The organism is Metallosphaera tengchongensis (assembly GCF_013343295.1).
In the GTDB taxonomy this organism is placed as follows: domain Archaea; phylum Thermoproteota; class Thermoprotei_A; order Sulfolobales; family Sulfolobaceae; genus Metallosphaera; species Metallosphaera tengchongensis.
In genome coordinates this window covers 571,003-596,178 of record NZ_CP049074.1, presented here as the reverse complement: position 1 = coordinate 596,178, position 25,176 = coordinate 571,003, and the positions used below count along the sequence as shown (strand labels likewise).

At 46.5% G+C, this 25,176-nt stretch carries 22 protein-coding genes and 2 tRNA genes; 4 read left to right on the top strand and 20 right to left on the bottom strand.

Features of this window, described 5'->3' with window-relative positions:
- Positions 1-159 precede the first annotated feature (159 nt).
- Positions 160-2,775 carry a DNA-directed DNA polymerase I gene (locus GWK48_RS03050; RefSeq protein WP_174629476.1) on the bottom strand — a complete coding sequence of 872 codons (2,616 nt, stop codon included), beginning with the start codon at positions 2,773-2,775 and terminating at the stop codon, positions 160-162.
- Positions 2,776-2,922: 147 nt separating this feature from the next.
- Here GWK48_RS03050 and GWK48_RS03045 point away from each other — a divergent pair.
- A tRNA-Arg gene (locus GWK48_RS03045) sits at positions 2,923-2,997 on the top strand.
- A 560-nt stretch (positions 2,998-3,557) separates the two neighbouring features.
- Here GWK48_RS03045 and GWK48_RS03040 read toward each other — a convergent pair.
- The 13 genes from GWK48_RS03040 to GWK48_RS02980 all read right to left on the bottom strand — a co-directional run bounded on the left by GWK48_RS03040 (position 3,558) and on the right by GWK48_RS02980 (position 17,698).
- Positions 3,558-5,879, bottom strand: coding sequence for a hypothetical protein (locus tag GWK48_RS03040; protein WP_174629475.1), 2,322 nt, complete (start codon positions 5,877-5,879; stop codon positions 3,558-3,560).
- Positions 5,880-5,993: 114 nt separating this feature from the next.
- Positions 5,994-7,019 (bottom strand): inositol-3-phosphate synthase, encoded by a 1,026-nt coding sequence (locus GWK48_RS03035; RefSeq protein ID WP_174629473.1) that lies wholly within the window; start codon positions 7,017-7,019, stop codon positions 5,994-5,996.
- On the bottom strand, positions 7,016-8,410 hold the full coding sequence (gene nuoN, locus GWK48_RS03030; RefSeq protein ID WP_174629471.1) for an NADH-quinone oxidoreductase subunit NuoN: 1,395 nt from the start codon (positions 8,408-8,410) through the stop codon (positions 7,016-7,018). Before nuoN ends, GWK48_RS03035 begins: the two co-directional genes overlap by 4 nt.
- Positions 8,410-11,871: a proton-conducting transporter transmembrane domain-containing protein gene (locus GWK48_RS03025; RefSeq protein WP_174629469.1), complete on the bottom strand. Its 3,462-nt coding sequence runs from the start codon at positions 11,869-11,871 to the stop codon at positions 8,410-8,412. The genes nuoN and GWK48_RS03025 overlap by 1 nt, the downstream gene beginning before the upstream one ends.
- On the bottom strand, positions 11,872-12,156 hold the full coding sequence (nuoK, locus tag GWK48_RS03020; protein ID WP_425487489.1) for an NADH-quinone oxidoreductase subunit NuoK: 285 nt from the start codon (positions 12,154-12,156) through the stop codon (positions 11,872-11,874).
- A gap of 8 nt (positions 12,157-12,164) precedes the next feature.
- Positions 12,165-12,668, bottom strand: a complete 504-nt coding sequence (locus GWK48_RS03015; protein WP_174629465.1) for an NADH-quinone oxidoreductase subunit J family protein — start codon at positions 12,666-12,668, stop codon at positions 12,165-12,167.
- Positions 12,649-13,158: an NADH-quinone oxidoreductase subunit NuoI gene (gene nuoI / locus GWK48_RS03010; protein ID WP_174629463.1), complete on the bottom strand. Its 510-nt coding sequence runs from the start codon at positions 13,156-13,158 to the stop codon at positions 12,649-12,651. Before nuoI ends, GWK48_RS03015 begins: the two co-directional genes overlap by 20 nt.
- Positions 13,146-14,204, bottom strand: coding sequence for an NADH-quinone oxidoreductase subunit NuoH (gene nuoH / locus GWK48_RS03005; protein WP_174629461.1), 1,059 nt, complete (start codon positions 14,202-14,204; stop codon positions 13,146-13,148). The genes nuoI and nuoH overlap by 13 nt, the downstream gene beginning before the upstream one ends.
- Positions 14,204-15,382 carry an NADH-quinone oxidoreductase subunit D gene (locus GWK48_RS03000; RefSeq protein ID WP_174632467.1) on the bottom strand — a complete coding sequence of 393 codons (1,179 nt, stop codon included), beginning with the start codon at positions 15,380-15,382 and terminating at the stop codon, positions 14,204-14,206. Before GWK48_RS03000 ends, nuoH begins: the two co-directional genes overlap by 1 nt.
- A gap of 22 nt (positions 15,383-15,404) precedes the next feature.
- Positions 15,405-15,887 carry an NADH-quinone oxidoreductase subunit C gene (locus tag GWK48_RS02995; RefSeq protein WP_174629459.1) on the bottom strand — a complete coding sequence of 161 codons (483 nt, stop codon included), beginning with the start codon at positions 15,885-15,887 and terminating at the stop codon, positions 15,405-15,407.
- Positions 15,884-16,273: an NADH dehydrogenase subunit 3 gene (locus GWK48_RS02990; RefSeq protein ID WP_174629457.1), complete on the bottom strand. Its 390-nt coding sequence runs from the start codon at positions 16,271-16,273 to the stop codon at positions 15,884-15,886. Before GWK48_RS02990 ends, GWK48_RS02995 begins: the two co-directional genes overlap by 4 nt.
- A 98-nt stretch (positions 16,274-16,371) precedes the next feature.
- Entirely contained in the window at positions 16,372-17,121 is a 750-nt protein-coding gene (gene thyX, locus GWK48_RS02985) for an FAD-dependent thymidylate synthase (RefSeq protein WP_174629455.1), read from the bottom strand.
- Between the two features lie 241 nt (positions 17,122-17,362).
- Positions 17,363-17,698 (bottom strand): DUF2175 domain-containing protein, encoded by a 336-nt coding sequence (locus GWK48_RS02980; protein WP_174629453.1) that lies wholly within the window; start codon positions 17,696-17,698, stop codon positions 17,363-17,365.
- Between the two features lie 47 nt (positions 17,699-17,745).
- On the opposite strand from GWK48_RS02980, the gene GWK48_RS02975 reads away from it, so the two are divergent.
- On the top strand, positions 17,746-18,882 hold the full coding sequence (locus GWK48_RS02975) for a glycoside hydrolase family protein (RefSeq protein WP_246263929.1): 1,137 nt from the start codon (positions 17,746-17,748) through the stop codon (positions 18,880-18,882).
- A 135-nt stretch (positions 18,883-19,017) separates the two neighbouring features.
- On the opposite strand, the gene GWK48_RS02970 is transcribed toward GWK48_RS02975, so the two are convergent.
- The 4 genes from GWK48_RS02970 to GWK48_RS02955 form a co-directional block, all read right to left on the bottom strand.
- Positions 19,018-19,701: a Rossmann-like domain-containing protein gene (locus tag GWK48_RS02970; protein WP_174629449.1), complete on the bottom strand. Its 684-nt coding sequence runs from the start codon at positions 19,699-19,701 to the stop codon at positions 19,018-19,020.
- Positions 19,698-20,771 (bottom strand): nucleotidyltransferase family protein, encoded by a 1,074-nt coding sequence (locus GWK48_RS02965; protein WP_174629447.1) that lies wholly within the window; start codon positions 20,769-20,771, stop codon positions 19,698-19,700. The genes GWK48_RS02970 and GWK48_RS02965 overlap by 4 nt, the downstream gene beginning before the upstream one ends.
- 40 nt (positions 20,772-20,811) lie before the next feature.
- The gene (locus tag GWK48_RS02960) at positions 20,812-21,444 is read right to left on the bottom strand and encodes a superoxide dismutase (protein ID WP_174629445.1); all 633 of its coding nucleotides are present in this window, start codon (positions 21,442-21,444) and stop codon (positions 20,812-20,814) included.
- Between the two features lie 280 nt (positions 21,445-21,724).
- On the bottom strand, positions 21,725-21,865 hold the full coding sequence (locus GWK48_RS02955) for a hypothetical protein (protein ID WP_174629444.1): 141 nt from the start codon (positions 21,863-21,865) through the stop codon (positions 21,725-21,727).
- 90 nt (positions 21,866-21,955) lie between these two features.
- Here GWK48_RS02955 and GWK48_RS02950 point away from each other — a divergent pair, with 90 nt between their 5' ends.
- Positions 21,956-22,111, top strand: a complete 156-nt coding sequence (locus GWK48_RS02950; protein ID WP_174629442.1) for a hypothetical protein — start codon at positions 21,956-21,958, stop codon at positions 22,109-22,111.
- Here GWK48_RS02950 and GWK48_RS11355 read toward each other — a convergent pair.
- Complete coding sequence (locus GWK48_RS11355) at positions 22,080-22,403, bottom strand: hypothetical protein (protein WP_217451763.1); 324 nt, start codon at positions 22,401-22,403, stop codon at positions 22,080-22,082. The two genes, GWK48_RS02950 and GWK48_RS11355, sit on opposite strands and share 32 nt — an antisense overlap.
- A gap of 345 nt (positions 22,404-22,748) precedes the next feature.
- Here GWK48_RS11355 and GWK48_RS02940 point away from each other — a divergent pair, with 345 nt between their 5' ends.
- Positions 22,749-24,617, top strand: coding sequence for a hypothetical protein (locus GWK48_RS02940; protein WP_174629440.1), 1,869 nt, complete (start codon positions 22,749-22,751; stop codon positions 24,615-24,617).
- A 286-nt stretch (positions 24,618-24,903) separates the two neighbouring features.
- On the opposite strand, the gene GWK48_RS02935 is transcribed toward GWK48_RS02940, so the two are convergent.
- A tRNA-Gly gene (locus GWK48_RS02935) sits at positions 24,904-25,007 on the bottom strand.
- Positions 25,008-25,176: the final 169 nt, after the last annotated feature.

Genomic DNA, 25,176 nt, shown 5'->3' with positions numbered 1-25,176 from the left:
TCTCTATCCAGATTTATAACCCCCTGGACTAGGAACTTTCTTGGTGTTGATTGCAATTCCCAGAACAACATGATGTACAGTATACGATGGTCAGTTTGTCTTAGTACCAGCGCTGTAGAACTGTTTTAATTCAGAAACTGTTGTTCAATTTAGTTAAGTTTAAAACTTAAAGTAGTTGTCTATGGACACTGTTGACTCTATCCTATCCCAACTCACGTTAAAGCTCTTCAAGAGTTGCTCAAACGTGCTTCTTACGCTCTCGTAATACTTCTCCACGTCCACTTCTGATAGCTTAGCCAATTGTACAGGTTTGACTCCCTCCTTTGTTTTAACCTTAACGAAGGATATGATATCCCTTGGAAGAACCTGATAGTTCAACTCTCTCAACTGCGCAGCGGCCTTAACGTGCTGGGGCGTGTTCTTCTTATAGGAAGAGACGTCCTTGGAAAGCATCACCCTAAACGCAAGCTCGTCTAAATTATACCCCTTCATTTTGAGTTTACGATAAACCTCCTTTACTTGATTCGTCAAGTCCTCGATCGCCTTCTCCAGTTCCTCCTGAGTTTTCACCGTCGCTAACCTCTCCTTGGCCTCATTAAAAGCCTGTTTCAGGAACTCTGGGGTATTCCTCTTCTTAGCCAACATACCCTTTATATCAACCTTGGAGTCTGTGAACACCCCAAAGTAGTTCTTCTTTAGACCTGAAAACGCTATGTACCTATACGTCTTGTCTACCTCTAAATCAAGACCAAAGTTCTGTCTGGTCCACTCAACCAGCTCTTCCAACTTCTTCCTATCCGGTTCATGGATAAATAACGAGTCTGTATCACCGTAGACTACCTTAAGGCCCATCTGAAAAGCCATGTTCTTCGTGGAAGTAATGATGAACCTACCTAAGGCTGTGACGCTTTCGGCGACTGCAGGGGCGTACAGTGGGAAGGTCTCAGCACCGAAGACGCCATAAGTAGCATTGATGAACACCTTCATGCCCCTCTGGACTACATCGTATAACATTTTCCTCTCTTCATCCAAGTCCTTCTGCTTAGCCTTCTTCTTATAGATCTTTACCCTGAAGTCCCTCAACAAACCAGTTACCACTGCAGTTATTCCAGGCCTGTCCATGCAGACCTTGTGCAGGACTTGACCACTTTCGTCCTTTATATCCTCAAATTTTTTGCAGTCCTTCACGTCAACGGTCTCATAACTCAAGTTCCAGTTCCTTATGATGGAAGGGTACAGGGACGCGAAGTCTAGGACTACTACGTTAAAGAAGACACCAACTGGCGGATCTATGACCACCGCACCCTTATAGCCTTTTCCCTTGATCACGGCCGAGGTCTTGAGATTGGAGGACCTCTCCAGTATCTCCTCCTTCAATGGGATCAACCAGTTCCTCTTCCTGTGCTCCCAGTAGTACAGGTTCTTTACCCAGGCTGAGATCTCGGTCCTAGTCAGCTCCTCTATTCCAAGTTTGGAGATCCTGGAGAACAGGACTATCAGTTTCCAGACGAGCTCGTTATTGAATGTGGTTAACTTCAGCGTAATCTCTGAGTCCCTAAAGTTGTACTCGATTAGCTTGGATGCGGAGAGGTCACTGATGGAGGACTCCAGCTTTACCTTGGACTGACCGAGCAGGGCTTGTGCGACTGTGTCCAGATTGTACTCCGAGTACCTCCCTTCAAAAGCGTAGTTCCTCACAGCCTTGTTGAAGAAGAACCTAAATAGGTCTACATGAAAGCCGAACAAGTACTTACTGTCGTTTTCCCCTACGTCAAAGGGTATTTCCTCAGGTAAGATACCGAGCTTAAGGCTCCTAAATATGATATACGGGACGTCGAAATCGTCTCCGTTGAATGTCAGAACCATGGGGTATGACTTCACTAGCTCAAAGAATCTGTTTAGTAGCTCCCTCTCTGTGGAGAACGTCTCAACCCTTATGAGGCTATCTACTTTCATGTTGTTTACTGACTCATCCCTTTCTAGAACCAGGACCCCTTTCAAACCATCACTACCTGCCAAGGCTATGCTAATTACAGGGAACTCCGCCTTAAACGGATCAGGCACTCTCCCCATCATTGGCGTGTAAACCTCAATGTCTATGGCAACTCTCTTCACAGAAGGGATCTCAGACTCGAAGAGGGGGGCCCAGTCTAATGCCATCTCCTGTGTTATCTGATCTGCATCACTGAAGGCCCTCTTAATTTCCTCTACGTCCACGTTAGGCTTCAGAGGGACTAGTCTACCCTTCTTCACCACATAGGGCATTCCAGGAATTAAGCTGAAATCATATATATAATTGTTAAAATATTTTATATGAGCCTCATAAGCCCTAGGGACGTGCTCCCTCATCCTCCTAACCGCCAGAGGGTCGCTCACCAAGATTTTAGTGAGCTTTATTTGCTTCCACGTATAGGGGTCTACCTTGGAGACAATGTCCAGGCCCTTAAACGATTTATCCTTGACTATCTTAAGGTTCCTGTTTATCTGTTCAGGTTCGAGGTCAACCAAGAAGTACGAAGTGTGACCCGTGGTATCGTAAAGCACATGGAGTTCGCCCGATTCCGGGTCGTAAAGCTTGGAGACTGCCCTTCCAGACTTTCCGTCATAGTCCACCGAGAGAAGGAAATACTTCTTGTTCTCCAAAGCCTGTTTCATGGCCTGCCTAACTGACCTCCTTGTAACCGTTTCTGATTGTTCCTCAGGTTCCTGCTCCGTTTTCTCTATCTTCGCCTCTAAAGGTGATGAAAAGTCCCCTAATGTTAACTGCCGGGCCATTAAAATATAATTGAAGGAATCTTCTTTAAACCTTTGGAGCTTGAGTTAGCAAAAGTCCGCATGTACTGATTGTGAGGAATTACCCTCTCGTGTTGCGACTAAACCTGAATGACCAAAACTTAAAAGATGTGCAGTAGATCGTAACTTGGACCCGTGGCTCAGCCAGGACAGAGCGAGGGCCTGCGGAGCCCTAGGTCCCGGGTTCAAATCCCGGCGGGTCCGCTGTGGGGAGTCTTGACACCCCACTTCAACTTTTGAATTTCACGTAAGTCTCAACCACGTCAACTAAAGGCCTGGATCCAACCTAGTTCTAGTATGCTTCCTAGCGTTAGAGAGGTTCAAGCTATACCCGTTTATTTCAACCCTCCATTCTGGCCTACTATATTGGATAAGTCTATTATATTTAAAGAAAATATATTAATTTTTACAAAATAACTTAGGTTTTACCCTAGCAAAGGCAACTAGATAAAAGAATACGGAAAAAGAGGGACTAGAGTTAAGACGTTGAAGATGTGTCCTAAAAAGTCTTCACTTTAACTTAAAATGATGGTTTCTGAGCCAACAGATTGCCCACTACATGACAGATACACAGATAGAAAGTACGACCAACTATAAGTAGCCGTAACGTTTGACCTCCATAAGTGATCCTCGTCCTCTAGAGTTCGGAAGACGTCAGAGCATAAGGCTCACATAAAACATGTAAGTTATGCATCTGAAAATATAAAAATTTTAGAAAAAATTTACTTACTTTTAGATATTCGTAGTAATAAGATCTAACCCTATTAATATGAGGTTCGTCCAGAAGAAGTTGAGGTGGAGGTCATTCCCATGTTCGGAAGCGTTAACACCCAAGGTACTGGCTTTATAAAGGACAAGTTTATCACTACACCGTTTCCGACCAATAGCGGGTCGTGGAATATGTACTGGTTAACTCCGTTCTTGTTCCCCCATGTCCACATTTGAGCTCCCATGCTAGGCGTAGTTATGATCGTTATGAAGGGCTTTGAAGCTGTGTAGGAGAAAGTGACGTTACCGTTTATTGCGTAAGCGAATACCAGAGATGGGACCTGTCCAGGAGATGGAGAAGTGACGTTTTGAGGAGCGTAGAACACCACTGAGAAGTTGTAGTTGTTCAGTATCCCAACAGGAGTGCTAATAGTAGTTCCTGGCTGAACTACCGTGATGATGTTTCCGGCTACAATTACACCTCCTTGCTGTGAATTAATGAGAGCTGTGTAGCTGTTTATTGGGGTTAGACCGAACACTGTGGAAACACTTGCTGTGGAAGCCTGTGTACCTCCCTGTGGAGCTGATCCCGCTTCAAATATCCATATTACAGGCTTGAAGAACTGGTTATTTACCATTACACCATTCCCGTAGATCCAGTGATCAGCGAACTTGTACGAGCCACCTACGTAAGTTGTACCGTTAAAAGTGCCTCCAAACCAGGTCCACGAGGTCCATGTATCCGGAGCATAAACCACGGTAATTGCAGGATCTGCGCCCTTGCTTTGGTTTACTAGGGAGTAGGCTGGTGAGATCTGACCGTTGATGGCAAAGGCGAAGGCGTACGTCGGGGTGAGGTTAGTGTAGTCCGTGGCCGGTGGAAGTACTGCCTGAGTGCTCAACAATATCAAGGAAAAGTTGTACAAGGCGCTCAAGTTTCCATTGGGAAGCTCTGCAAAAGTACCCGGCTTTAACACTGTCATGACCGGTCCTACCCTCAGTATAGCTCCCTGGGTAGCGTTTACCATCACCGTTTGCTCTCCAATGACATTGAAGGTGGGAGTATTCAGGTTATAGTAGACTGTATCGCTGAGCGAGGGAACTTCGCTAACGTTCATGGTCTGCTTCACTATCTGCCACTCAGCGGAGGTGCTGTTGTACATTAAATAGGAGACCATGTTGACATGGATATCGTAGATCCCAGGGAATCCAGGCATGCCTTGGTTCACGAACAGGAAGAACGGAGTGTCATTAGCAATAACTTCAGCCGTTCCAGGCCCTGATGAGTTCAGAACCACCTTCACGTTGAGAGGGACTGCAGTCCCGTTTGGTAAGAGGTTCTGAGAGTACTCTAGGACGAAGATGGAGTAGCTATCCCAGGAGTTGAAGAAGCTCTCAATATTTCCAAGCCCAGTGTATGTACCCGCCTTAAGCCCTGGAGGTAACTGACCAGACACTACAAGGGTAGCACCGGGTGAGAAGTACTGAGCTATTACCTGGCCTGGGAACTCCGCACCCATCCCGTTTATCTCGGATAGGACTTCAGATAATGCAGTCCACTGCGCTAGGGAGTGCTGAGACGGGTAACCCGCTATTACCGTGGATGGAGGGACTTCGTTTCCGTTCCACGTCATCTGGGTGATTAAGGGGGTGCCTTGAATGTACTGGACTGTCAAGGAGATGGAAGCGTTGAACACCTGGAGCAGGATCGGATCCGCCGTGGGAGCTACAAAGTACTGGACCACAGTGTTAACTTGGTACGTGTTGTTGTTCATGGCTGTGATCGTTGGTAAGGCAGTGGTGTAGAAGTACACAGTCTCATAGTTACTGAAGAATGACTGCAACCAAGAGACGTTAAATGAGCTAAAGGTGTACGTCCCAGGGAAGGGAGCACCAGTGACCTTCGCCGTGAAGTTATTGGCCAGGTACGGGGTTACGTCAGCGTAGCTCTCTATTGCTATTCCGTCCCAGAACTTGAAGGCTGTGTCCAGCGCAGCGCCTTCCTTGAAGGACGCTCCTCCAGTGCTCACTTGAGAGAGCAGAGCTTGATACATTTGCTTGTACATGGTGTAGTTCTGCTCAGCCTGGTTGAACATGGAGAGGTACATCATGTAGAGGCTCTGGTACTTACTGGCGTTCTGCTGCGCTTGAGCCAACTGCGTCTTGTAGTTCTGCAGGGAAGAGCTTAGTGAGGAGACCTGGGACTGAAGGGATGATATTGTGGAGTTTTGCTGAGCTACAGTTGAGGAAAGAGAGTTATAGGAGGTCTTTAGGGAAGCTAAGGAACTAGAGGTAGTTGAATATTCGTAAAAACCTACTACCGAGGCGACTAGTAGAATTACCACGAGTACGGAGAGACCTACAATTTTTGCATCCATAATGGATCTAACAACGTCTCTAAGAAACCCTTAAAAAGAATTTACCCAAATTTCGGTTCCTCTCCTGATCAGTCCTCACACGGAAGCATCACGGGTCAGCTCGGGGTTCTGTCATCACTTCAACCCTTCTAAATATGACTGGAGAACAGCCTTAGTGTCTCCAGCCCTACCCCTGGGATACCCCTTGAAGAAATGGGAACACACCTGAGGAGGCGACCCACCCACACCCTTGATCTTAAGGAGTTTGGCAAGTCTTATTAAGTCCAATAGAGGGGCTACAGCGTTGGGTCCGTCCAAACTCTTCATTGATATGTCTATCCTTACCTTAGCCCCTAAAGCGTATTCCCCCTCAATTACCATGTAGCTGACCCTCCTATCCCCCAGAAATTGCACGTAATCGGAGGTCCCTGCTACCACCTCGACTCCGTCCTGTTGACTGGATATGTAGGAGGACTTTATCCTCTTCTTCATCTCTTTCCTCCAGTCCTCCAAAGTGATCAGAGTTTCCGTTGTGCCCGAGATGTCTATTTGGTATGACCTAGTTACCTTCACCCCCCTAGCCTCAAGAAAGTTAATTATCCCGCTGTGAAGAGCTGTCCCCCCTATTTGGCTAATCAGGTCGTCCCCAAGAAGAGGGACACCGATCTTCTTGAAGTCATCTTCAAACTTCTCCACTATTGGGGAGGGGGACGCGTTTATGAAAGCGGACCCAGCCTTGAGTGAGCTCTCAGCGTAATATTCACTAGCCTTATTTGCACCTGTTGGTAGGAGGTTCAACAGGACATCAACTCTGTTTTCCCTCAGGACCTCAGGGACGTCTACTGGGCGTTCCTCAGCCTCCTCTATCACGTTGGAAAGTATGCCTTCCATCCCGTCCAGGGTAGGTCCCCTTAACACGGTAACGTCGTTATTCACATCTACATACTTCTCCACTACGTTAGGCCTCTCAAATATGGCCTGGGAGAGCCTCTTGCCCACTTTTCTAGCATCTATGTCAAGGGCTAGGACCACCTCGATTTCCTCTGGTTTGTAGTCCAAGTTCAGTAGTCCGGGTACTTTGCCTCCCTGCTTTACGTATTCCACCCCCTGGACTAGGGCAGAGGCTACGTTACCCACACCTGCTATTCCTACCCTTATCAACCGAACATCACCAATATGAGGGGAGCCAAGATTCCCACAACAATACTGAGAACAGAAGCCATTATAACACTGTCCCTCTCCCCTGATCTCACTAGTTTCACAGATCCGTCCCTGAACATCTCCCTTATTATAGGTATGTAGTAACCGGCAGACGCTGCTGAGTTCAGGACAGCAATCACGATCAACCAGGGTAGGGTGTAGGCTGATTCAAAGAGGAAGAGTTTTCCCCAGAACCCAAGTATTGGGGGTATTCCCAACAGGCTCAAGACGAGGATTATGGAGGACGCTGCTAACCCTCTGTCTCCCTTGGCCAAACCCCTCAACCCCTCAAGGTTAGTAGTACCTGACACTTTTTCCAAGTGACCTAGAAAGTTAAAGAGCCCGGCCTGGGCTATGACGTACGCCAATATCTGGGTAAATATTCCCGCCTCAGCCAAAGTAGGGTCTACCTGTATAACTGAGAACCCGACCAGGATAAACCCCATTTGGGCTATACTACTGAAGGACAGGATGGCTGCTACGTCAGACCTTGAAAAAGCCACAATGTTTCCCACAACCATGCTTAGGACTGAGACCACGGAGAAGAGGGCTATAACAGCTACCTTCTCGACCCCTGAAGGGTCTCCTAAGGTTAACACCTTAAGCAGGGGTACAATACCTATCAACTTTCCGACACTGGAAACAAATGAGACAGAACCCCGGTCAGCCATGGTGTACACGTCAGGTAGCCAACCCTGAAATGGGAACGCACCTATTTTAAAAAGGAAGGAGATTGACAACAGAGCCAAACCCAATACTAGGAGGTCTGGGTAACTCAATGACGAGAAGTTCAGTGACAGCGTCCCAGTACTAACGACGTAGGCTGCGAAGCCTAGTATCATGAAGGAGGAGGACACTAGACCCAGAATCAAGTACTTGATCCCAGCGTCAACCGACTTCCGATCCTTTCTAAGCATGGTAATGGCATAGGTAGCAGCTGAGGAAATCGCCCACCCCATTAAAATAACCAGTACGTCATAGGAGAAAGACATATAGAGCACCCCCAGGTCCGTCAGCATTATCAGGGACAGCATGGAGGACCTTGTCTTCCAGTCCCTCATATGTCCAGTCAAGCCAGTTAAGGCCACTATGGTACCTGCAAAGGTGGCTATGGAAAGGAGGTACCCCGGCAGGTCAAGGTATAGCGACCCTGAGAATATCGAGTAATTGTAAAGTCTTAACGACAAGGAAGCTATTAGAACAGCTAAAGTGACTATAACTGTAGCTGAGGTAAGACCGTAGGCTAACCTATAATCTTCTTCGCGTCCCTTATCTATGAAAAGAACGGCCAGGGAAGAGAATAGGATTACAAGCGAAGGGATAGCTACAGGAAGATAAAGGAGGTAACTCATCATATCACCCCTATGATTATTAGCACAATGACCATCAATAGTATAAAGCCACCGACGTAAAGCCCGATATAGTCCCTGAGGAGGCCTGTCTGTATGTCCTTGTAGTACTTATTTCCTGTCGAGATTAAAACTCCAGGGAGTTTAACGTTAAGCCCCATGTCGATTACCCCGTACTCAAACCTTCTATAGAGCCCTAGGGCACCACCGTAAAGGGACATCCCAAGTTTGTCGAGCGCCGGGTAGACGTACCATCCATAATAGAGGAAGTTTATGAATGGCTTAAGACCTGTCGCAGAGAAGTCCCTGGGTCTCACGTAGACCAACACAGCAATTAAGATCCCAACCATAGATAGCCCAAATTCCACAAAATCGAAACTGAAGAGAGAGCTCGCTGCAATGAAGTGTGATGCCAAAAAGGAGACGATCACAGGAATTGAGACCCCTAAACCAATGGAAGCCAAAATAAGGACAGCTGGAGAAATTACCATCTCTGGGTAAACGTGTCCTTCAGCCTCCTCATGCCCCTCTGAGCTCCACAGGAAAGTCTTCATGACGTACCTCAAAATGTACACCGCTCCCAGGAACTCCAAGAATAGGTAAAGCAGGTTTAATGGTGAACTAAAGGAGGTCAAGGAGGAGATGTAGGAGTGAGCCCAGAAGCCTACCAGTGGAGGGACGTTAGCTAGGTTAAGGGCAGCAATCAGCTGAAGGATAAACACAGTCTTAAGTCTCTTGTAGAGTTTGGGAAAGACCCCCATGTACCTGTTCTCCGTGTAATGAATTACGCTTCCAGCGTTCATGAACAGCGACGCTTTGTACACCCCGTGAGCGATCATCTGGACTATACCTATGGCTATCCCAGTGAAGAGATATATGAGGTTCCCTTGATAAATCGCCAAGAGACCTCCCAAGGAGGAGGACAATATCATTAATGAGATCTGATCAGCAGTTGAATTGGCTAGGACAACCTTCTGCTCATTAGACACTAGGGCGTTAAAGCTTGTGTAAAGCGCTGTGAAGAGAGAAATACCTGCCATGAAGGAGAAGAATAGGATTAGGTTACCTATACTAGAGGAGTTTGCCTGGAACTCAAGGAAAGGATAGGTCAGGAAAGTGAGCATTGCACCCAAGTTAACCATGGTGGCTGCATGTATCAATGCGCTTACAGGAGTGGGACCAGTCATGGCTGTGACGAGCCACTGAGTGAACGGGAACTGAGCGCTCTTGGAGAGACCTCCTAGGAACGTCAGGATAAGTATACCTAACCCTAAGGGAGTGGAGGCTACTAGGGAGAGAACCTGAAACACCCCGGGGAGGACTCCTACCTGGTTATACAGGGATGTGGAACCATAGTATGGCGAGCCTGAGGTTAGATAGAGAAGGTAGCCCAACCCCATCAGTAGACCAACGTCTGCGACCCTGGTAAATATCATTGCCCTTATCCCTGAGGTCGTAGGCTTGGATAGGTACTCTAAGTTTAATACAAACCTACCTGGATCTCCAACAACGTTCTTCTCGTTATCGTCCAACCAGTAGCTAATGAGACCATAGGAGGCTAAGCTAGTCCCCTCCCACCCAGCTATAAAAAGGAGGAGGTTATCTGATAGGACCACAGCTAGCATGGAGGAGACGAAGAAGCCGAAGAAACCCCAGTATCTCCTTAGCACATTGTCCTCCCTCATGTAGCCCACGCTATAAATCCCTATGAAGAAGGAGAGAGTTGAAACGAATACCCCTAGAATTGACTGTAAAAGGGAGGAACTGAAGGAGAGGTACCCTGAGATAAGGTAATATTGAGAGGGGACAAAGAAGATCCTGTTGAGCTCAACACTGTTAATTAGGTTAAGCCAGGCCATGACCATGCTTATCCCTATGGTCACAGTTACGATGGCTCCCCTTACATCCCTGCTGAGCTTGGACGTGGTCACAAGAGCTACGAGAGAGCCGATTGCAGGCAAGAAGACAGTTAAGGGAAGGAGAAGATTGCTACCTGTAAGGGACGTTAAGAAGTTACCTATAGAGTTTACTGCCAACTGAGGTAAGAAGAACAAGACCACGCTTATAACAGCAATTAGGAACATGGGTACGCTATACTCCTTTGCCTTGTCCAAGGACACTTCAATTTTAGGCTTACCAGCGTAAACTTTCTTAAAGAGGTAAGTTGCGTAAGCGGAGGACAGACCTATTGCAATAAAGAGAAACGCCGCTAGGACTAAGAACCACGGAACTCCAACCTTGCTTACCAGCTCCCCGGTGGCGAAGAGGAGGAGGGCTTCACTGACCAACCCTACTGTGGGGGGTAAACCTAGGATGTTTAACAAGCCTATAAAGGACAAGGTCGTATGGAGGGGAGACGTCAGGTAAAACCCTCCTAGCTTGTCTATGTCCCTCTCATGGGCCTCAGTTATTGAAGCGCCAGCACTCATGAAGAGGAGGGCCTTTCCCAATCCGTGGGAGGCGTAAATCAATATGGACGCTATTATCCCCAGGGGTAAGCTCGCAATAGAGTTCGTTAAACCCACAAAGAACGCAATGCTTCCTCCAAGGAGCATGTAACCCATCTGAGACACGCTGGAGTAAGCCAAGAACCTCTTGAAGTCCCTCTGGGCTAACGCGTTAATACCGCCATAAATCATGGTCAGAACTGCCCAACCTATGAAGATCGGGGCAAGGAACTGAAGACCTGGAAAGAGGTAGAAGTAAATGATGGAGACGAAGACTCCCAGCCCCACCATGTTGGGACTAAGCAACACTGAAATCGGGGTAGGGGCTTCACCGTGGGCGTACGGAAGCCAGACGTTCACTCCCGCTTGAGCACCCTTAACCATCATACCCACAACAGCTAGAAGGAAGAGGACTAGGCTGTACCCTATTGATGAGTAGTCCCTGAAAACTCCATAAGCGGAGTACACATCCATTGAACCCGTCTCTAAGCCTATCACAATGATCGAGGCCAAAAGTAGAACCGTACCAACGTGGGTCCACACGAAGTAGAGTAGGCTTATTCTCCTCCTATCCCCATACCCATAGAGAAGGATCAGAAGGAAGGATGTAACCAATGCGATCTCGAGGAAAACGTAAATCTCCAGCAGGTTAGTGGAAAGCACAACGTAAAGCATTGAGACTGCGAACAGTGAAAAGAGACCAAAGAAAAGGCCCCAGTTCCCTGAACCTAGTTCGTGGAACCTCTCCTCCATGTACCTCAAGGAATAGGGTATGGTCAGAATGGTCACAGCCAGGATAGTAATAACGAACCCGAGGTTTAGGTCGTTAACGGTAAGACCAAAGGAACCTATAGTGTTGGCAACGAAGAACTCATCAAATAGTCCCCTCCTAAAGAGGAAGAAAAGGTTCAGAGCTATAGCAACCCCTGTAAGGATAGCTGAGGTCCTCTTCTCCTTAACAAAAAACACAATAGAGGACAAAACTAACGATGTTATTAGTATGTACAAACCTAACATTCAGTCCACCTCCAAGGTTCCCTTCTGCCTATAATAGAGGATAACCGAGGCGAAGGCAACAACTACCTCAGTCAGAGCCATACCAATGGCAAAAACCGAGAAGATCAGGGGAGTATAAGACTTCCCCGCAAAGAACGAGAGGGAGAACACTAAGAGTATAGCTGCGTTTAGTATTATCTCCGACGAGAGCAGAACCCTTATCACGTTCTTGCTGTTCATCAACCCGTAAACCCCTATGGCTATCAACATCGAGGACACAACCAAGGAAGTGTCGGCAGGAATCATGTTCATTTCTAATCCCTCCTAGCTAACGACAGGGCCTCAATCATTGTGGTTAACAGGGCGATCACCAGAATAACCGCTGGGAACCAATAGTCCGCTATTATCCTCTCCCCTAGGCTTGAGAGGCTAATGGAAGGGAACTGCGCCTGAGGGGTTACGGAGGAAGTCGACAAGACTAGGACAGCAAAGAAACCTATTGCAGCTAGAAGCGCCAAAGCCGGAGCCCAGGGCGTCCTTATCTCCTTAACTTCCAACCCCTTAAACATGACCAGGGATATGGAGAGGAAGACCACGGTTGCTCCCACGTACAGGAGCAGGTGGAACGCTGAATATATGGAGTACACAGCTGGGTCTAAGTCAGCTATCAAGATAGCGACAGAGATCCCTAGGAAAGCCAAGGCTATGGCGGAGTAAAATACATTCTTTGAGTTTACAATGAACAGGGCAGTAGCCAAGGAAGTTACAGAGAAAAGGAAGAATATACCAGTCTGGAGATCACTCTGTGTCAGGAACATACTTCACACCCTTCTCCTCATCTATTACAACCTTAACCTTCCTAACTACCTTTTCCATCGGAGGTTGGTCAAAGTCCTGGTCGAACCTGTCTGGCCTAAATATCAACTCCCTCCTATTGGAGAATGTGGCGTCGTGTACTCCTGTTTCCTTGAGGGCGTCCACTGGACATATGTCCACGCAGAACGCACAGAACACACACCTACCGTAATTTATTGTGGGAAGCTTCTTCCCTTGATCAGTCACCATCTTCATAGCGTCCGCAGGGCAGACCATTGCGCATAGGGTACATCCTATACATACGTCCTTGTAAAGCCTTATCATCCCCCTGTAACCAGTCGGTAGAGTCATGGACTCCTCAGGGTACTTCAGGGTTATCCTTTGCGGTCTCACGAAGTACTTCATCCCAGTCCCTACCGCCTGTAGGTGACCTGAGACTACGTTAAACGGGGACTGCCCCTTCTTATACTCCTTTATTTTCACTGAATCCATATGTAACCCACCACCAAACCTAAGAACAGAGAAGCTACGGTCAAGGGGAACAGGTACTTCCAGCTCCCCCTCAAGGCTTGATCTAGCCTATATCTTCCGTAAACTGACCTGAGGAAAACGGAGAAAAAGACCAATATGGAGGCTTTGATCACAGTAAGTAACGCTCCGGGAAACCCGGATAGCGGGTACCAGCCAGCTAAGAACATGTCCGTGAACACTAGGGCGTACACGAAATTACCCACGTAAGATCCAGCCATGGTCAGTACGAAAAGCAAACCGCTGTACTCGGTTGCAGGACCTAACACAAGCTCCGTGTCAGCCTCCGCTATATCGAACGGAAACCTGGCGCTTCCAATTATCATTGCTATGAAGAAAGCGATGGCCGCCAAGGGGTTCGCGAAAATCCCAGGTATACCCGACTGAACTATTTTTGCCAGATCGAGAGTGTGGTACTCAAAGGCCATACTAACAGTTGACAACAGGAGTAAGACGTCATATGAAACAGATAGATACGACTCCCTAACAGCCCCAACAATGGCAAACCTGTTGTTGGTGCTCCACGCCATTAATATGATCATTGCGGGGTAAATCGATTCAATGGCAAGAATTAACAACATGTTGTACTGTGTGAAAAGACCGGTGAGGACGCCCATTCCAACGTTGGGATCGTAGAAGTCTTTAAAATAAATTGAAAATATAGATCCGGAGGGCGGAATAACGGATACTGGTATTACAGATAGGGGTAAGAAAGACATGGCTACGACCAAGACTGGGGTCAAGGCGAAGAGGGTCGGGTTCACTCCCTCTGGGACTATTACCTCTGAGAACACGAACTTAAGGGCGTCAGCGACTAGTTGAAGGTAACCGCCCAGTCTCTTTGAGGCGTAGTACGGACCTATTCTCATCTGGACCCTTGCCGCAGCTTTCCTCTCAAACCAGATGGTAGTCAACAGGAGAATCCCCGTGAATATCAGACCTGGTAGTATAATTGGAGCAAAAAATGACGGATAAAATATGTAATACCTTAAGTCAAATAACAAGTTCATTACCTATCAGCCTCCGGTGGGAAGTAGTCTAGACTCCCGTAGATGGAGACTAGATCAGCATACCTAGCCCCCTTAAGTAGGTTCTTCATTACGTAGATTGCCCTGTATGAAGGGGTAATCATTCTTAACCTGTAGGGCTTAGCTGAGCCGTCGCTCACGACGTAATACACCAGCTCCCCCCTACCAGCCTCAACCCTTGAAATCGCCTCACCCTTAGGAGGTCTAAAGGAAGCGTAGTACCCTGGGAGCACAATCCTCTTCTGTCCTTCCCACCACTTCTTCAGCCTAGTTGGTGGGATTTGTTTGAAGAACCTATCGCTCAGGATCTGCCCCTCGGGTATGTCCTTTATAATCTGCTCCAAAATTCTAAGGCTCTGCTCTATCTCCTCAAACCTGACCAAAGTCCTTGCGTAACCATCGCCCTCCTTGTAAACGGGAATTTCAAAATCTAGCTTAGAGTAAGCTCCGTAAGGTTCTGCCTTCCTAGCGTCATAGTACACCCCAGAGCCCCTCAAGTTAGGACCTGCGGCTCCCCAGTCTATTGCCTGTTCCCTAGTCATGATTCCCACGTCTTGCAACCTCGCCTTGATGTTGGGGTTGTTCAGGAATATCCTCTCCCAGTCCTTCATTTTTTTCCTCATGTAAGAGATTGCCTTCTTGGTCATCTCTACAACTGTTGGAGTCAAGTCCCTCCTAACTCCACCTGGTATAATGTACGAGTTGGTTATCCTGGCCCCTGTGAGCACCTCAAGAATTTGAACCCATACCTCTCTGTCCCCAAAGCCCCACATGAAACCTGTTGAGTGGCCAATGAAAATTGCGAGTATACCCATTCCGTATAGATGGCTAGCTATCCTGCTAATCTCAGCAGAGAAGCTCCTGAGGTATTGGGCCCTCTCTGGGACATCGACGTTAAGAATCTTCTCAACAGCCAGGATGTACCCAAGGTTCATGTTGATGGAGTCTAGGATTGCAGGCCTCTCCACCAGAGGGATCAGATGCATGTAGTTCCTGTTCTCCCCAAGTTTTTCCACCGCCCTATGGACGTAGCCTGGGTCAATCTCGGCGTCCTCAATTATATCCCCATTTAACTTCACAAATATCCTCATGTGGCCCGATCCCGGGTGCTGAGGACCGACGTTGAGTTCCCCGCTAATGGGTACTACGTCTATTTCCATTCCTCCGCTTTTCATTAACTCATCAACTTGATTTGTCAACGAATAACCCCTCCGTTCTAATCTTGAAGCTCTTCCTCAAAGGGTAAACCCCTTCGAAGTCTTCAGGCAAAAATAGCCTCCTCATATCAGGGTTCCCCTCGAAAGTAACCCCCAGCATTTCATACGTTTCTCTTTCCCCAGTCCACACGCTCCCCCAGACAGGAAGTAGACTGGGAACGCTCATCTCCTTATAGGAGGTCCAGGTCTTCAGGGCTACTATAACCCTTGAGAGCTGTATGTCGTAGGACGATACGTGGTACACCAGCTGTATTCTGCTTTGATCCGGGTAGTCAGTCCCAGTCACGGACTTAACGTGGTCGAAACCAATCTCCTTGAGAGCCTTCGCAGTCTCGACTAATTTACTCTTATCTACCTCAATGGATCCTCTAGTCTCTCCCTCAGGCTTAAAGGGGATCTTCTTCTGCTGAAGGGCCTGGACTATCAGGTCAATTGGCTTCTGACTCATCTCCTCAACCCCCAATAAGTTAGAGTATCGATCTGCTTAATTGCATAATACAAGATTGGATACATTAATATTAGGAATGATCCTGCCACTATAATTAAGTTCCTGAATAGCGTGAAGTTGTTGTAAAAAGGTACAGCTGCTACTATAAACAGAAGAACAACTATTGGTTCCAATGTAGTGTAGACAAGGAGATAGCCGTAATACTGGAGGGGAAACCACAATCTCCCCTCGCCAGTGGGTATGTTACCTGCCTCGAACCTAGAAGTCTTTAAGGGATTCGGGTTGTTGGGCAAGGCTAAGGACAGGAGCTTATACGTTCCATAACCCGCTAATAGAACCAATACGAAAGGTAGACCAAATGACAGAGCAGCCTGAATGTAGGTCATGCAACAGTAGATACATTAGAAGGGGTATAAAATATTTGCTTTTGACAATCGAACTGTGCTTATAAACTTTAAAAAACTATTATTACTCGTGTGTAGATTTACTTAAGTTTTTCTAGAATGTTACGGGAGTTCTTCATACATTTCCATATACCCTCTCTAGGGACGCCTTCTATGCACCTGGCCGAGGTAAACTGTTTCTCCTGTTCCAGGGTCACAGGGTCGTCCTCAGGCCTAACGAAGTTCTCGTGGAGGATGCAGTTCGGCCCAGCATACCTGAAAAGCCTCGGGTGGACTTTTCGCACCTCGTCTAACATCAACCAGGCGACTGCCCTTATTTCCCACTGTGCCCTGGAACAGATTCTTAGCCCGAAGAAGTTGTAGAGCTCCCTAGCGTTCATGGTGACAACCAGGTTAGTGTTGACGCCGTTTGGTAGGAGGTAGCGAGCGTCCTCCTCTGGTACTCCTTGTTGAAGTAACGTATAGTACTCCTTGTAGAGGTCGATGTATGCTTGCTCTATCTTACCCCTGGCACTAGGTGGGGACACAGGTCTATAGTACTCATCCACTGGCTTAGCGAACCGATGGGAGGTCTGCGTGTAGGACGCTATCCTATGCCTGACAAGCTGGTGAGAGGCGACTCTGCTTATGCCCTCTATGCTGAAAGTATAGACGCTGTGCTCCAGGACAGACCAGTATCCGTGGAGTATAGAGTCCCTAATCCACGTCTCGATCTCTTCCTGGCTCATGTTCTCGTGATAGTCCCATCCCTTTCTAGAGCGAGAGATCTTGGCTGCAATAGCTACAACACGCTCGCCGTCAGGGTTGTAGGAAACCAACTTGACCTTCATATAAGATGATAACCTGTTACTTATCATCTACACAGATTGTAGTAAATAACTCTTAAAACGAACCGCTAGATGTTACCTCCATCATCGAATACGTGTTTACTTTTGTGTACACTTAGCTAGATTTTTTCTACAAGATTTTATCGCTGCAGGTAGTCCATTCTGCCTATCGAAGGTAAAGATAAACCACATCAAGATTAAAAAACAGATCAAGTAAAATATTGGTAAAAACCGAAATTATATACTAGTCCAAAACTCCGCTGTATTTCTCCACGACCCTAGTGAGCATGGCCGAGTTCTTCTCAGCGTCCTTCTCAGCCTGCTCGAACACCTTTTTAATCTCGTCCTCCTTTATAACGTTCATACCCTTCTTGTAAATTGTGATGTCTCTAAGCTCATCCTCCAGCATATCTAGAACCAACTCGAGCTGTGCAGGGTCCACCTTGGCTGTCTTCGACGCCTTGTCCCTAAAACAGGTGTAGTGAACTACCGTTTTCTTCGTGGTGAAAGTAAAAAGCTCATCCCAATATATCTTATTCTTACATAAGTCACACGTCCACTTTGTTTCCGGTCGACTCATCGCGATAGATACATTTTAAATTAAAATAAATGTTACGGTAAGACTTGATGATAACCGAGAGATTAATTTCGGACGCCAAGTTTTACAACAAAGTAATAGCCGTTATCCTAGCCAAGGAAGACGTTATCACAGATAAGTTGAAAGGAACTCCTCTATCCAGGAGAGTGGTCACTCTGCTTGTGGACCCTGAAGAACATCCGGACTACCTCATTAGGTTAACCAGAGGGGTCCTCCCCTCCGTTTCCGTAATTACCCCAGACATGAAACTACTTGGAATAATAGAATCCAACGAGCCTAGCTACATCCTCACCTCCCTTAGGGATCTCATAACCCAATACGATGACAAGAAACTGACCCCAGTTAAGCTTCCCCCATTCATACCTGAACCTGTAGAACCTACAGAGGCATCGATCTACGAAGTTATAGGGAAAGTACTCGATGGAGCCCCAGCAGACTTCAGGGTAGTGGAGCTGATGAGTACCATAGTAAGGTTGGAGAAGAGGTTCTCCAAGGCAATGGAGAAACTGACCCCAATGGACGAGGTAGCGAAGTTCTTCTTAGGGAAGGGAGAACTCAAAGGAGAGTTCGCGATATATGAGGCAGTGAAAAGTATATCAGGGAGGTCGTCCAAGGTCCTTGAATACGTGGAAGACGGTAAGGTATATAGGAGCAGTAAAAAGGAAAATTACGGACTCCTAATCGACGAATCGGTAGTGGGGTACGCGTTACTCACTGAATATATGAGAAAGGGGGACGACTCTCTCCTAGATATAGCAACTAAAATTAAAGATTTCGTGAAGAGCAACCTTGAAGCCGAGAAAGGGTTCCTAGACGTAGTTCCAAAGGACCCCCTGACTCAAATACCCTACTTAGAGCCTTTAGCTAACGCTGAGGCTGGGATATTCTTCTCCGCGCTTTGGGAGGCCACAGGAGACGAAGAGGTCAAGAGAATGGCACTGAAAGCGTTGGGAGTAGCAAGTACGAGGCTTTCGTATTTGGGTGTTGGGGCAAGGGTAGGACATGCGTTACTCAGACTTAACCACGGTGTGCTCACTAGTGAGCCAGGAAACTACGAGGACGTAAGAGTTATGCTCAACAAGAAGACAGGGTGTAAATACAAACAGGGAGAGAAGTGTTCAGAGAGGCTAGAGGACTTCCAGTCATCTCTGGGACTAGAAGATTGATCTTAAGAAGAGGTTTTTAGATATCGTAACTTCCTCCATAGTATCCCCAAGCTCCCTGCACATACCTCCCCTGAAACTGATTAGATTAAGCAAAAGTCAGCATCTAGAGCTGTACAACTTCAATTTACATCAGTCTCATAAGATTACATGAACCCTGTCTACGTACTTTGCCAACTGTTTCGAGCTACCACCTTCGCATATGGTCCTGAAAGCCCTATTCCTGTCTAGAGGAACTAGCTTACCCACTGCACTAAATCCATATCGTTTCAAGGTGTTGGGAGCTATCACTGAGGAAGCCCCAGTCATAACTAGGTGTTGAGCTTTTAATCCCTTCAAAATCTTGTCTGTGTTGTTTAACACTAAGGAGGAACCAAATATGACTCCTGTGTCACACACTTCACTCCTAAACTCGCTAAAGGGTCTGCTTCCTTGAACGGGTTGAGGGGAGAAATCGTAAGCTAAGACTTCGCTGAAACCCTCTACCTTGATCTGAGGGGAATACCCAAACATACATAACCTGCCCCCCTCAAACAATTGGATGGGATCCCCGTTTGACAACTCAACCGTGCTTAGGGCGTCCATAACTGCCAAGGATATGCTCCTCCTCATGACACTGTTCAACTTACTTGCGACCTCGTACGCATTCTTCCCCTGTATCTCCCCCGCATCATCGACCTCTCCGTCAGTGAGGGTAATAGCAATTCCCATGCTCTGGTCATCTAGTATAACTCCAGTGTAGGAAGTCCCAACACACACGTTCACCACTTTCCTTCTCTTCAACTCGAAGGAAAGCTCCTCCAGGATTTCGTTCAGGATCATAGTATTATCCTCTTCTCTTTAAATACTGATTCTGAAACCTCCTTATAAGGTAGAATAATCGTTCCCCTATTGAGGAGCACCCCATCACCTGTGACGACCTCCTCCCCTAGAATGGAGGATTCCCTTATATGGTTCCACCTTCCTATCTTGCTGTTGTCCCCGACTATTACGTTCTTAAGGAAAGAGTTCCTTCCGACCACTACATTGGGCATAAGTAAGCTTTCACCTAGGTAAGAACAGCACTCGATCCTTGACCCAGTTCCAATGATTGTGTTGGAATCTATCAATGACTCCTCAACCACTGAGTTGTCTGCTATAAAGTAGGGGGGTATAAGCTCGGCCTTCTCGCTTACTTTGGCTGAGCTGGAGATAAACCCCTTCGGGTGCTTCCTCCTTAAGAGGTCAAAGTTAAGCTTTAAATAATCCGATGGAATCCCTATGTCAGCCCAGAGCCCGTTATACTTGTAAACAGAGACGCAACCCTGTTGCAGGACCTTCGGGATGAAGTTCTTTGCAATGGATTTCCCACCTATGAGGGAAAATGTCCTCTTATCAAACACGTAAACCCCGGCGTTGATCTGCCTCGAGAGAGGGTTTGATGGCTTCTCCACTATCTGGATTAGCTTATTATCGTTTGTGTAAAGGACACCGTACCTTTGTGGCATTTCCACTTCTGTAGCCATCACGGTCGCTTGACAGTCTGAGACCTCATGAAACGCCAACAGCTCCCTGAAGTCCGTCTCCATGTAAATATCACCGTAAACCACTAGAACTTCCTCGTCTAGAGGATACTTTTCAGAGATGTACTTTAGTGGGCCCAGGTCTCCCAGGGGCTCACTCTCAACCACTAGCTTAACCTTCCTCCCCTGGGACTCCACGTGTTTAGCTATCTTATCAGACATGACCCTTAGAGAAATATATATGTCCTCCATCCCTGCCCTTTCCAATGAGTCGAGCGTGTAGTCAATTATGGGTTTTCCTAGAACAGGGAACAACGGCTTGGGCTTGGTCAAGCTTAATGGCCTCAGTCTAGTAGCCCAACCCCCAGCTAGAATTATAACCGATACCATGTCTAGGTAAAGAAACAGGAAAATAAATTAGTTTGGCTTTTTACTTTAGGAACTTCTGCAACTTCTTCTCAGCGTAATCCCAGTTGACGACGTTCCACCAGTTATTGACGTAGTCTGCCCTCTTGTTCTTGTACTGAAGATAGTAGGCGTGTTCGAACTCGTCTAGAATTAGCAGGATTGGTAGCTCCGCGATGTGGTTCATGAAGTGGTTCTCAAAGGTCATTATTTCTAAGTTCCCATTCTCAGTATCGTAATAGAGTACAGTCCATCCAGTCCCTGGTAGCGAGTTGGCTGTCTCAATGAATACCTGCTTAAACCTGTCATAACTGCCATATTGCTCAACAATGAGATCCGCCAGGGCACCTCCTGGTTGCCCTCCTCCTTTACCTGCTGGGGCCATATTGTCCCAGTAGAGGGCGTGAAGTTTATGCCCGTTCACGTTAAAGACTATCCCTCTCATCAGTCCCTGCACGTCATATTGACCTGACTGCAGTTCCCCTTTTATGACCTTTGTAAACCTCTCCATGAACTGGTTTGCTCCGTTGACGTATCCCTTATGGTGACCGTTATAGTGTACATCCACTATATCCTTGCTAATGTATGGTTCCAGCCCATCTACTTTGTAGGGTAGAGGTGGTAGTTCGAACTTCTTGAAAGATATAGGAGAACTCATAACAATACTTACTTAGTAGTTATTTTTATATCTTTGGGAAGGAACGTCTGTCAAAAAGGGTCATTTTTTAGATGTCAGTCTTGAGAGATGGAGTGAGGGTAACCAAGGTAGGTTGTTGAGACCCCTAACTGTCAGAGTAACTTAGATAGGTGGGAGGATAAAGTCCTGTAGTGGTGGAGAAGTATACGGTATAGTCTCTTAAAGACCCTCTCCCTCTCCTTCAGGAGTTCTTCCCTCGCGTCAAAATCTTGTAACTTCTCAGACTCGGCCTTTAACCTGTCTAGTCCTGCGACCTTAGGAAGTTAACCTCGTAGTTAGGCAAGACAGCTACGAAGTAGACGAGGAAAGGCACGTCCTCGTCCTCAAGGACTGGGAGATGGAGGTACCCTTCTCTGGTAGACTTAGGTAGTCTAGCACTCACGGTAGGCTAGAGGTACGCAAAGACGACAAGTCCCACGCCCACATCCCTATCGACGTAGGTAAGGTCACAGCAAAGAGGTCTGGTAAGCCTATGAAAAACCCCCTAATCGTAGACGGTGAGAGGGACAAGGTACAGATGACAACACCTAAAGCAGACAAGGTAACCTCAATTGACATAGGTATCAAGATGCTAGCTACGGTGACAGTAGACGACGTTACTGTTCTCCTTTACGTGGCTCTACCGTAAAGCGGACTACTTCTTCCAGAGGAATCCTGTCCTCTTTCCAGTAGCCAGGCGGAGATACGTGGTCTGCGAAGGATGGTAGTCCGTCTCTGTTCCTTAAGGAGAGGAAAGACGACCAAGCCTCGTTGTTCTTCTGGAGGACAGCCTGTGCGTTAACCCCAAGCACCTTCTTGTACTTGTCATAGTACTTTTCCCATGTACCCTTGAAGTCTACTCCCTTCTGTTGGAAGGACTGTTGTCTTTCGTAGTTTACCTCGTTGTACAGTCTAGATGAGGCGTCTGCTAACTTCCTCATCTTTTTCTGTTGTGCTCCATTCGGGAAAAGTCTAACAGTTACGGTGCAAACGTTCCGGTATTGCGGGAGAGATCAGCTCCCCCTCCTCGTAGAGGAGTTGACCAGATGGGAGTGTCACAAAAGAAGGTGAGGAGAGGGAGTTTTAAAAACCTCACCCCGCCATGGCGAAGTTTGCCGTTCTATTATCAAGGAGAATCTACCCATTTCTGAGTCCAATTATGAAATAGACCAAACCACTATCTTAGTTTGAAAATTACCATAATACTCTTCATATCAATTTAGAAAATCTTGTAATATCCAATGTAATTTATATATCACCTCCTCCATAAATCACAAGAAAGTACGATGTTAAGGATCTTAGGCCTAAGCACGGTCACTTTTAACGATATCGTGGAAAGGATTGGAATAACAGTGCTGAACTCAGTCCTGTTTTATTTTATAGCAACTCAACTGAAAATCACTGACTACCTAGCCTTCGGTGAGGGAATTATCATTGTGTTGACTGCCCTTTTACCTTACATATTAGCACCCGCAATAACCCTCATTTACATCGTTTCCTTCAACTTTTCCTCATTACTCCTGAATGGTTCTGCCGTATCCTTGGTCAATATGGAGAACTTCGTCATAATGCTCGTCTTCCTTTTCATCTTACCAGTCCTAATCCAAGTGAAGGGTGGTTCCCTCCAAGGGTTCATCACTGCTGAATCCTCATTGAGTTTACTTTTTTCTCCATCATTAGTAGGGATCGGCGTTGCAGAGAAAGGAAGAGATCTAAAGTTCAACATACTCTCATCACTGGCCGTTTTATACATCATTATCACGTACGTCCTCAACAATCTAGCAAAAGTGCTCTCTCAACCTGATTTAATAGTGCCTGTAGTCTTGGGATTTATTCTCTTTATAATATCCAGCGTAGTATTTACCAGACGGAGCGCCTTAAGCGTGTTGGGGTTGATCCCTCTATATCCTTCCATATCCTTCATGTTTACTCTCCCCTTCACTTCCACATTAACAATAGTGGGGACAATCATAGGGGGCCTAGTTAACGGCCTACCAGTTGCTATAAATGCACTGAGGGAGAAAACTCAAGCTAAATCGACTTTACTTAAAGAGAAAAACCAAATAATTGGGGAAATTGAGCAAAAAATTGTATTGGTCAACAACATCAAGGGCGGATCCCCAGACCTCCCAGTAGATTTAATTTCAGCACTATCAGAGATTGAATCGAAGCTTAAGGACAGCATAAGTAAGATCAACTCCTGCAACGACAGTAAATGCATAACGTCCATGCTGGAAGATTTTAGGAAAACATCTGAGGAAATAGATAAAATGCTAAATGATTCAATTTTCAAGATAATAATAGATTATAACCAAATCGCAGAGAAGATAAAAAATTTGGGCCTCAACATTGAAGAGATACAGATACCATCGAGGCTTAGGTTAAACGAAACTGATGTGAACTCTATAATTAAGATAGTATCGAGCATTGATAGGAATACTTACTTAACAGTAAACAGGATTAACAAGACCATTGAGGGTCTTGAGAAGACCATAGGTGGAAAGTACAATAGGCTCTTCGTTACGGACTTCAAATCCCTAGGTAAAATCTCTCTCTTCCTTGAGGATAAAGCTGTAATAGAGAAAGCTGAGGAGTGCCTTTCCATGCAGGCTGATTTAGTCAGAGAGCTAAGCTTCGCGTATTCCCCAGAAAGTAAGCAACGGCTCTCGAGGAAAATCAATGAGATTATGATTGAATCGTTTTCAATGGACAAAATAGAGGAGATAATTAACGTTAGTAATGACACATTTAAGGCTATAGCTGAGTACTTGGAATACGTCTCGAACAAGAAGGAGTTGGTAGAAAAGACAGGACTGCCTGAGGCAAAAGAATACATAAAAATTTTGAGTGAAACTTACAGCTCATTCAAAAATGATTCCCCAACCTGCGAAAAGCTAAGAAGGGTATATTCCATTATCAGCGTATTGAACGACGTGGACCAAATGATTGTGGACGCTCAGTCCATAGGGGCGCTGTTCCAACTACTGGAGGGCCTAAAGGACGTTATGGTAGTAAAGCTTAACGAAGAGGGGTGCGTCGCGCTAGCTGACCTGGGTATTGAACCAAAATATGGAAGATACGTAACGTCTTGGATGCAGACCATAGGTATTAATGCAACGATTAAAGGAGACCAGATATGCACCCCAGACCATTAACTGACGTCCTCCCTGTCCTAAAGGGTGAGGGTTTTGCCGAGGTCTGAGGTGTTACCCTTTGTGGGGTTAATCCTTTAGAAGTCACAAGAAAAGAGAGAGGCTCCCCAATTCATTAAAAACTTTCTTTATTCCCTGTTTCATTATGTTTAAAGCGCCGTTGATGTCACTGTGATGCTACTTTTTTAGCCCTTCTGCTTATAAATATAAAAAAGACGTGTTTAAAAAACACCATCCCCGCCATTGCGGGGCTTTCCTCGCTCTGTAAGGTAAAAATGGAAAACCTTGATGCGACCGCCGGGATTTGAACCCGGGACTTCTGGCTTGGAAGGCGCAGGAAGACGTTTTTGAGAGGCGTAAAGTAGCGTTAGTTACCAATTTACGCCAGTACGCGTCAGACGGTAACGTGAAGGCATTTTACGGGTGGCTTCTGGACAGACGCAAAATATCAGAGGCCACGGCGAAGAGCTACGTATCGGGGTTATTATCATACTCTGATAGTAATAACGACAGGAAGGCTATAAGGCTGTTCGCTAAGTTCTTGGCTGAGCAGGGCGTCATC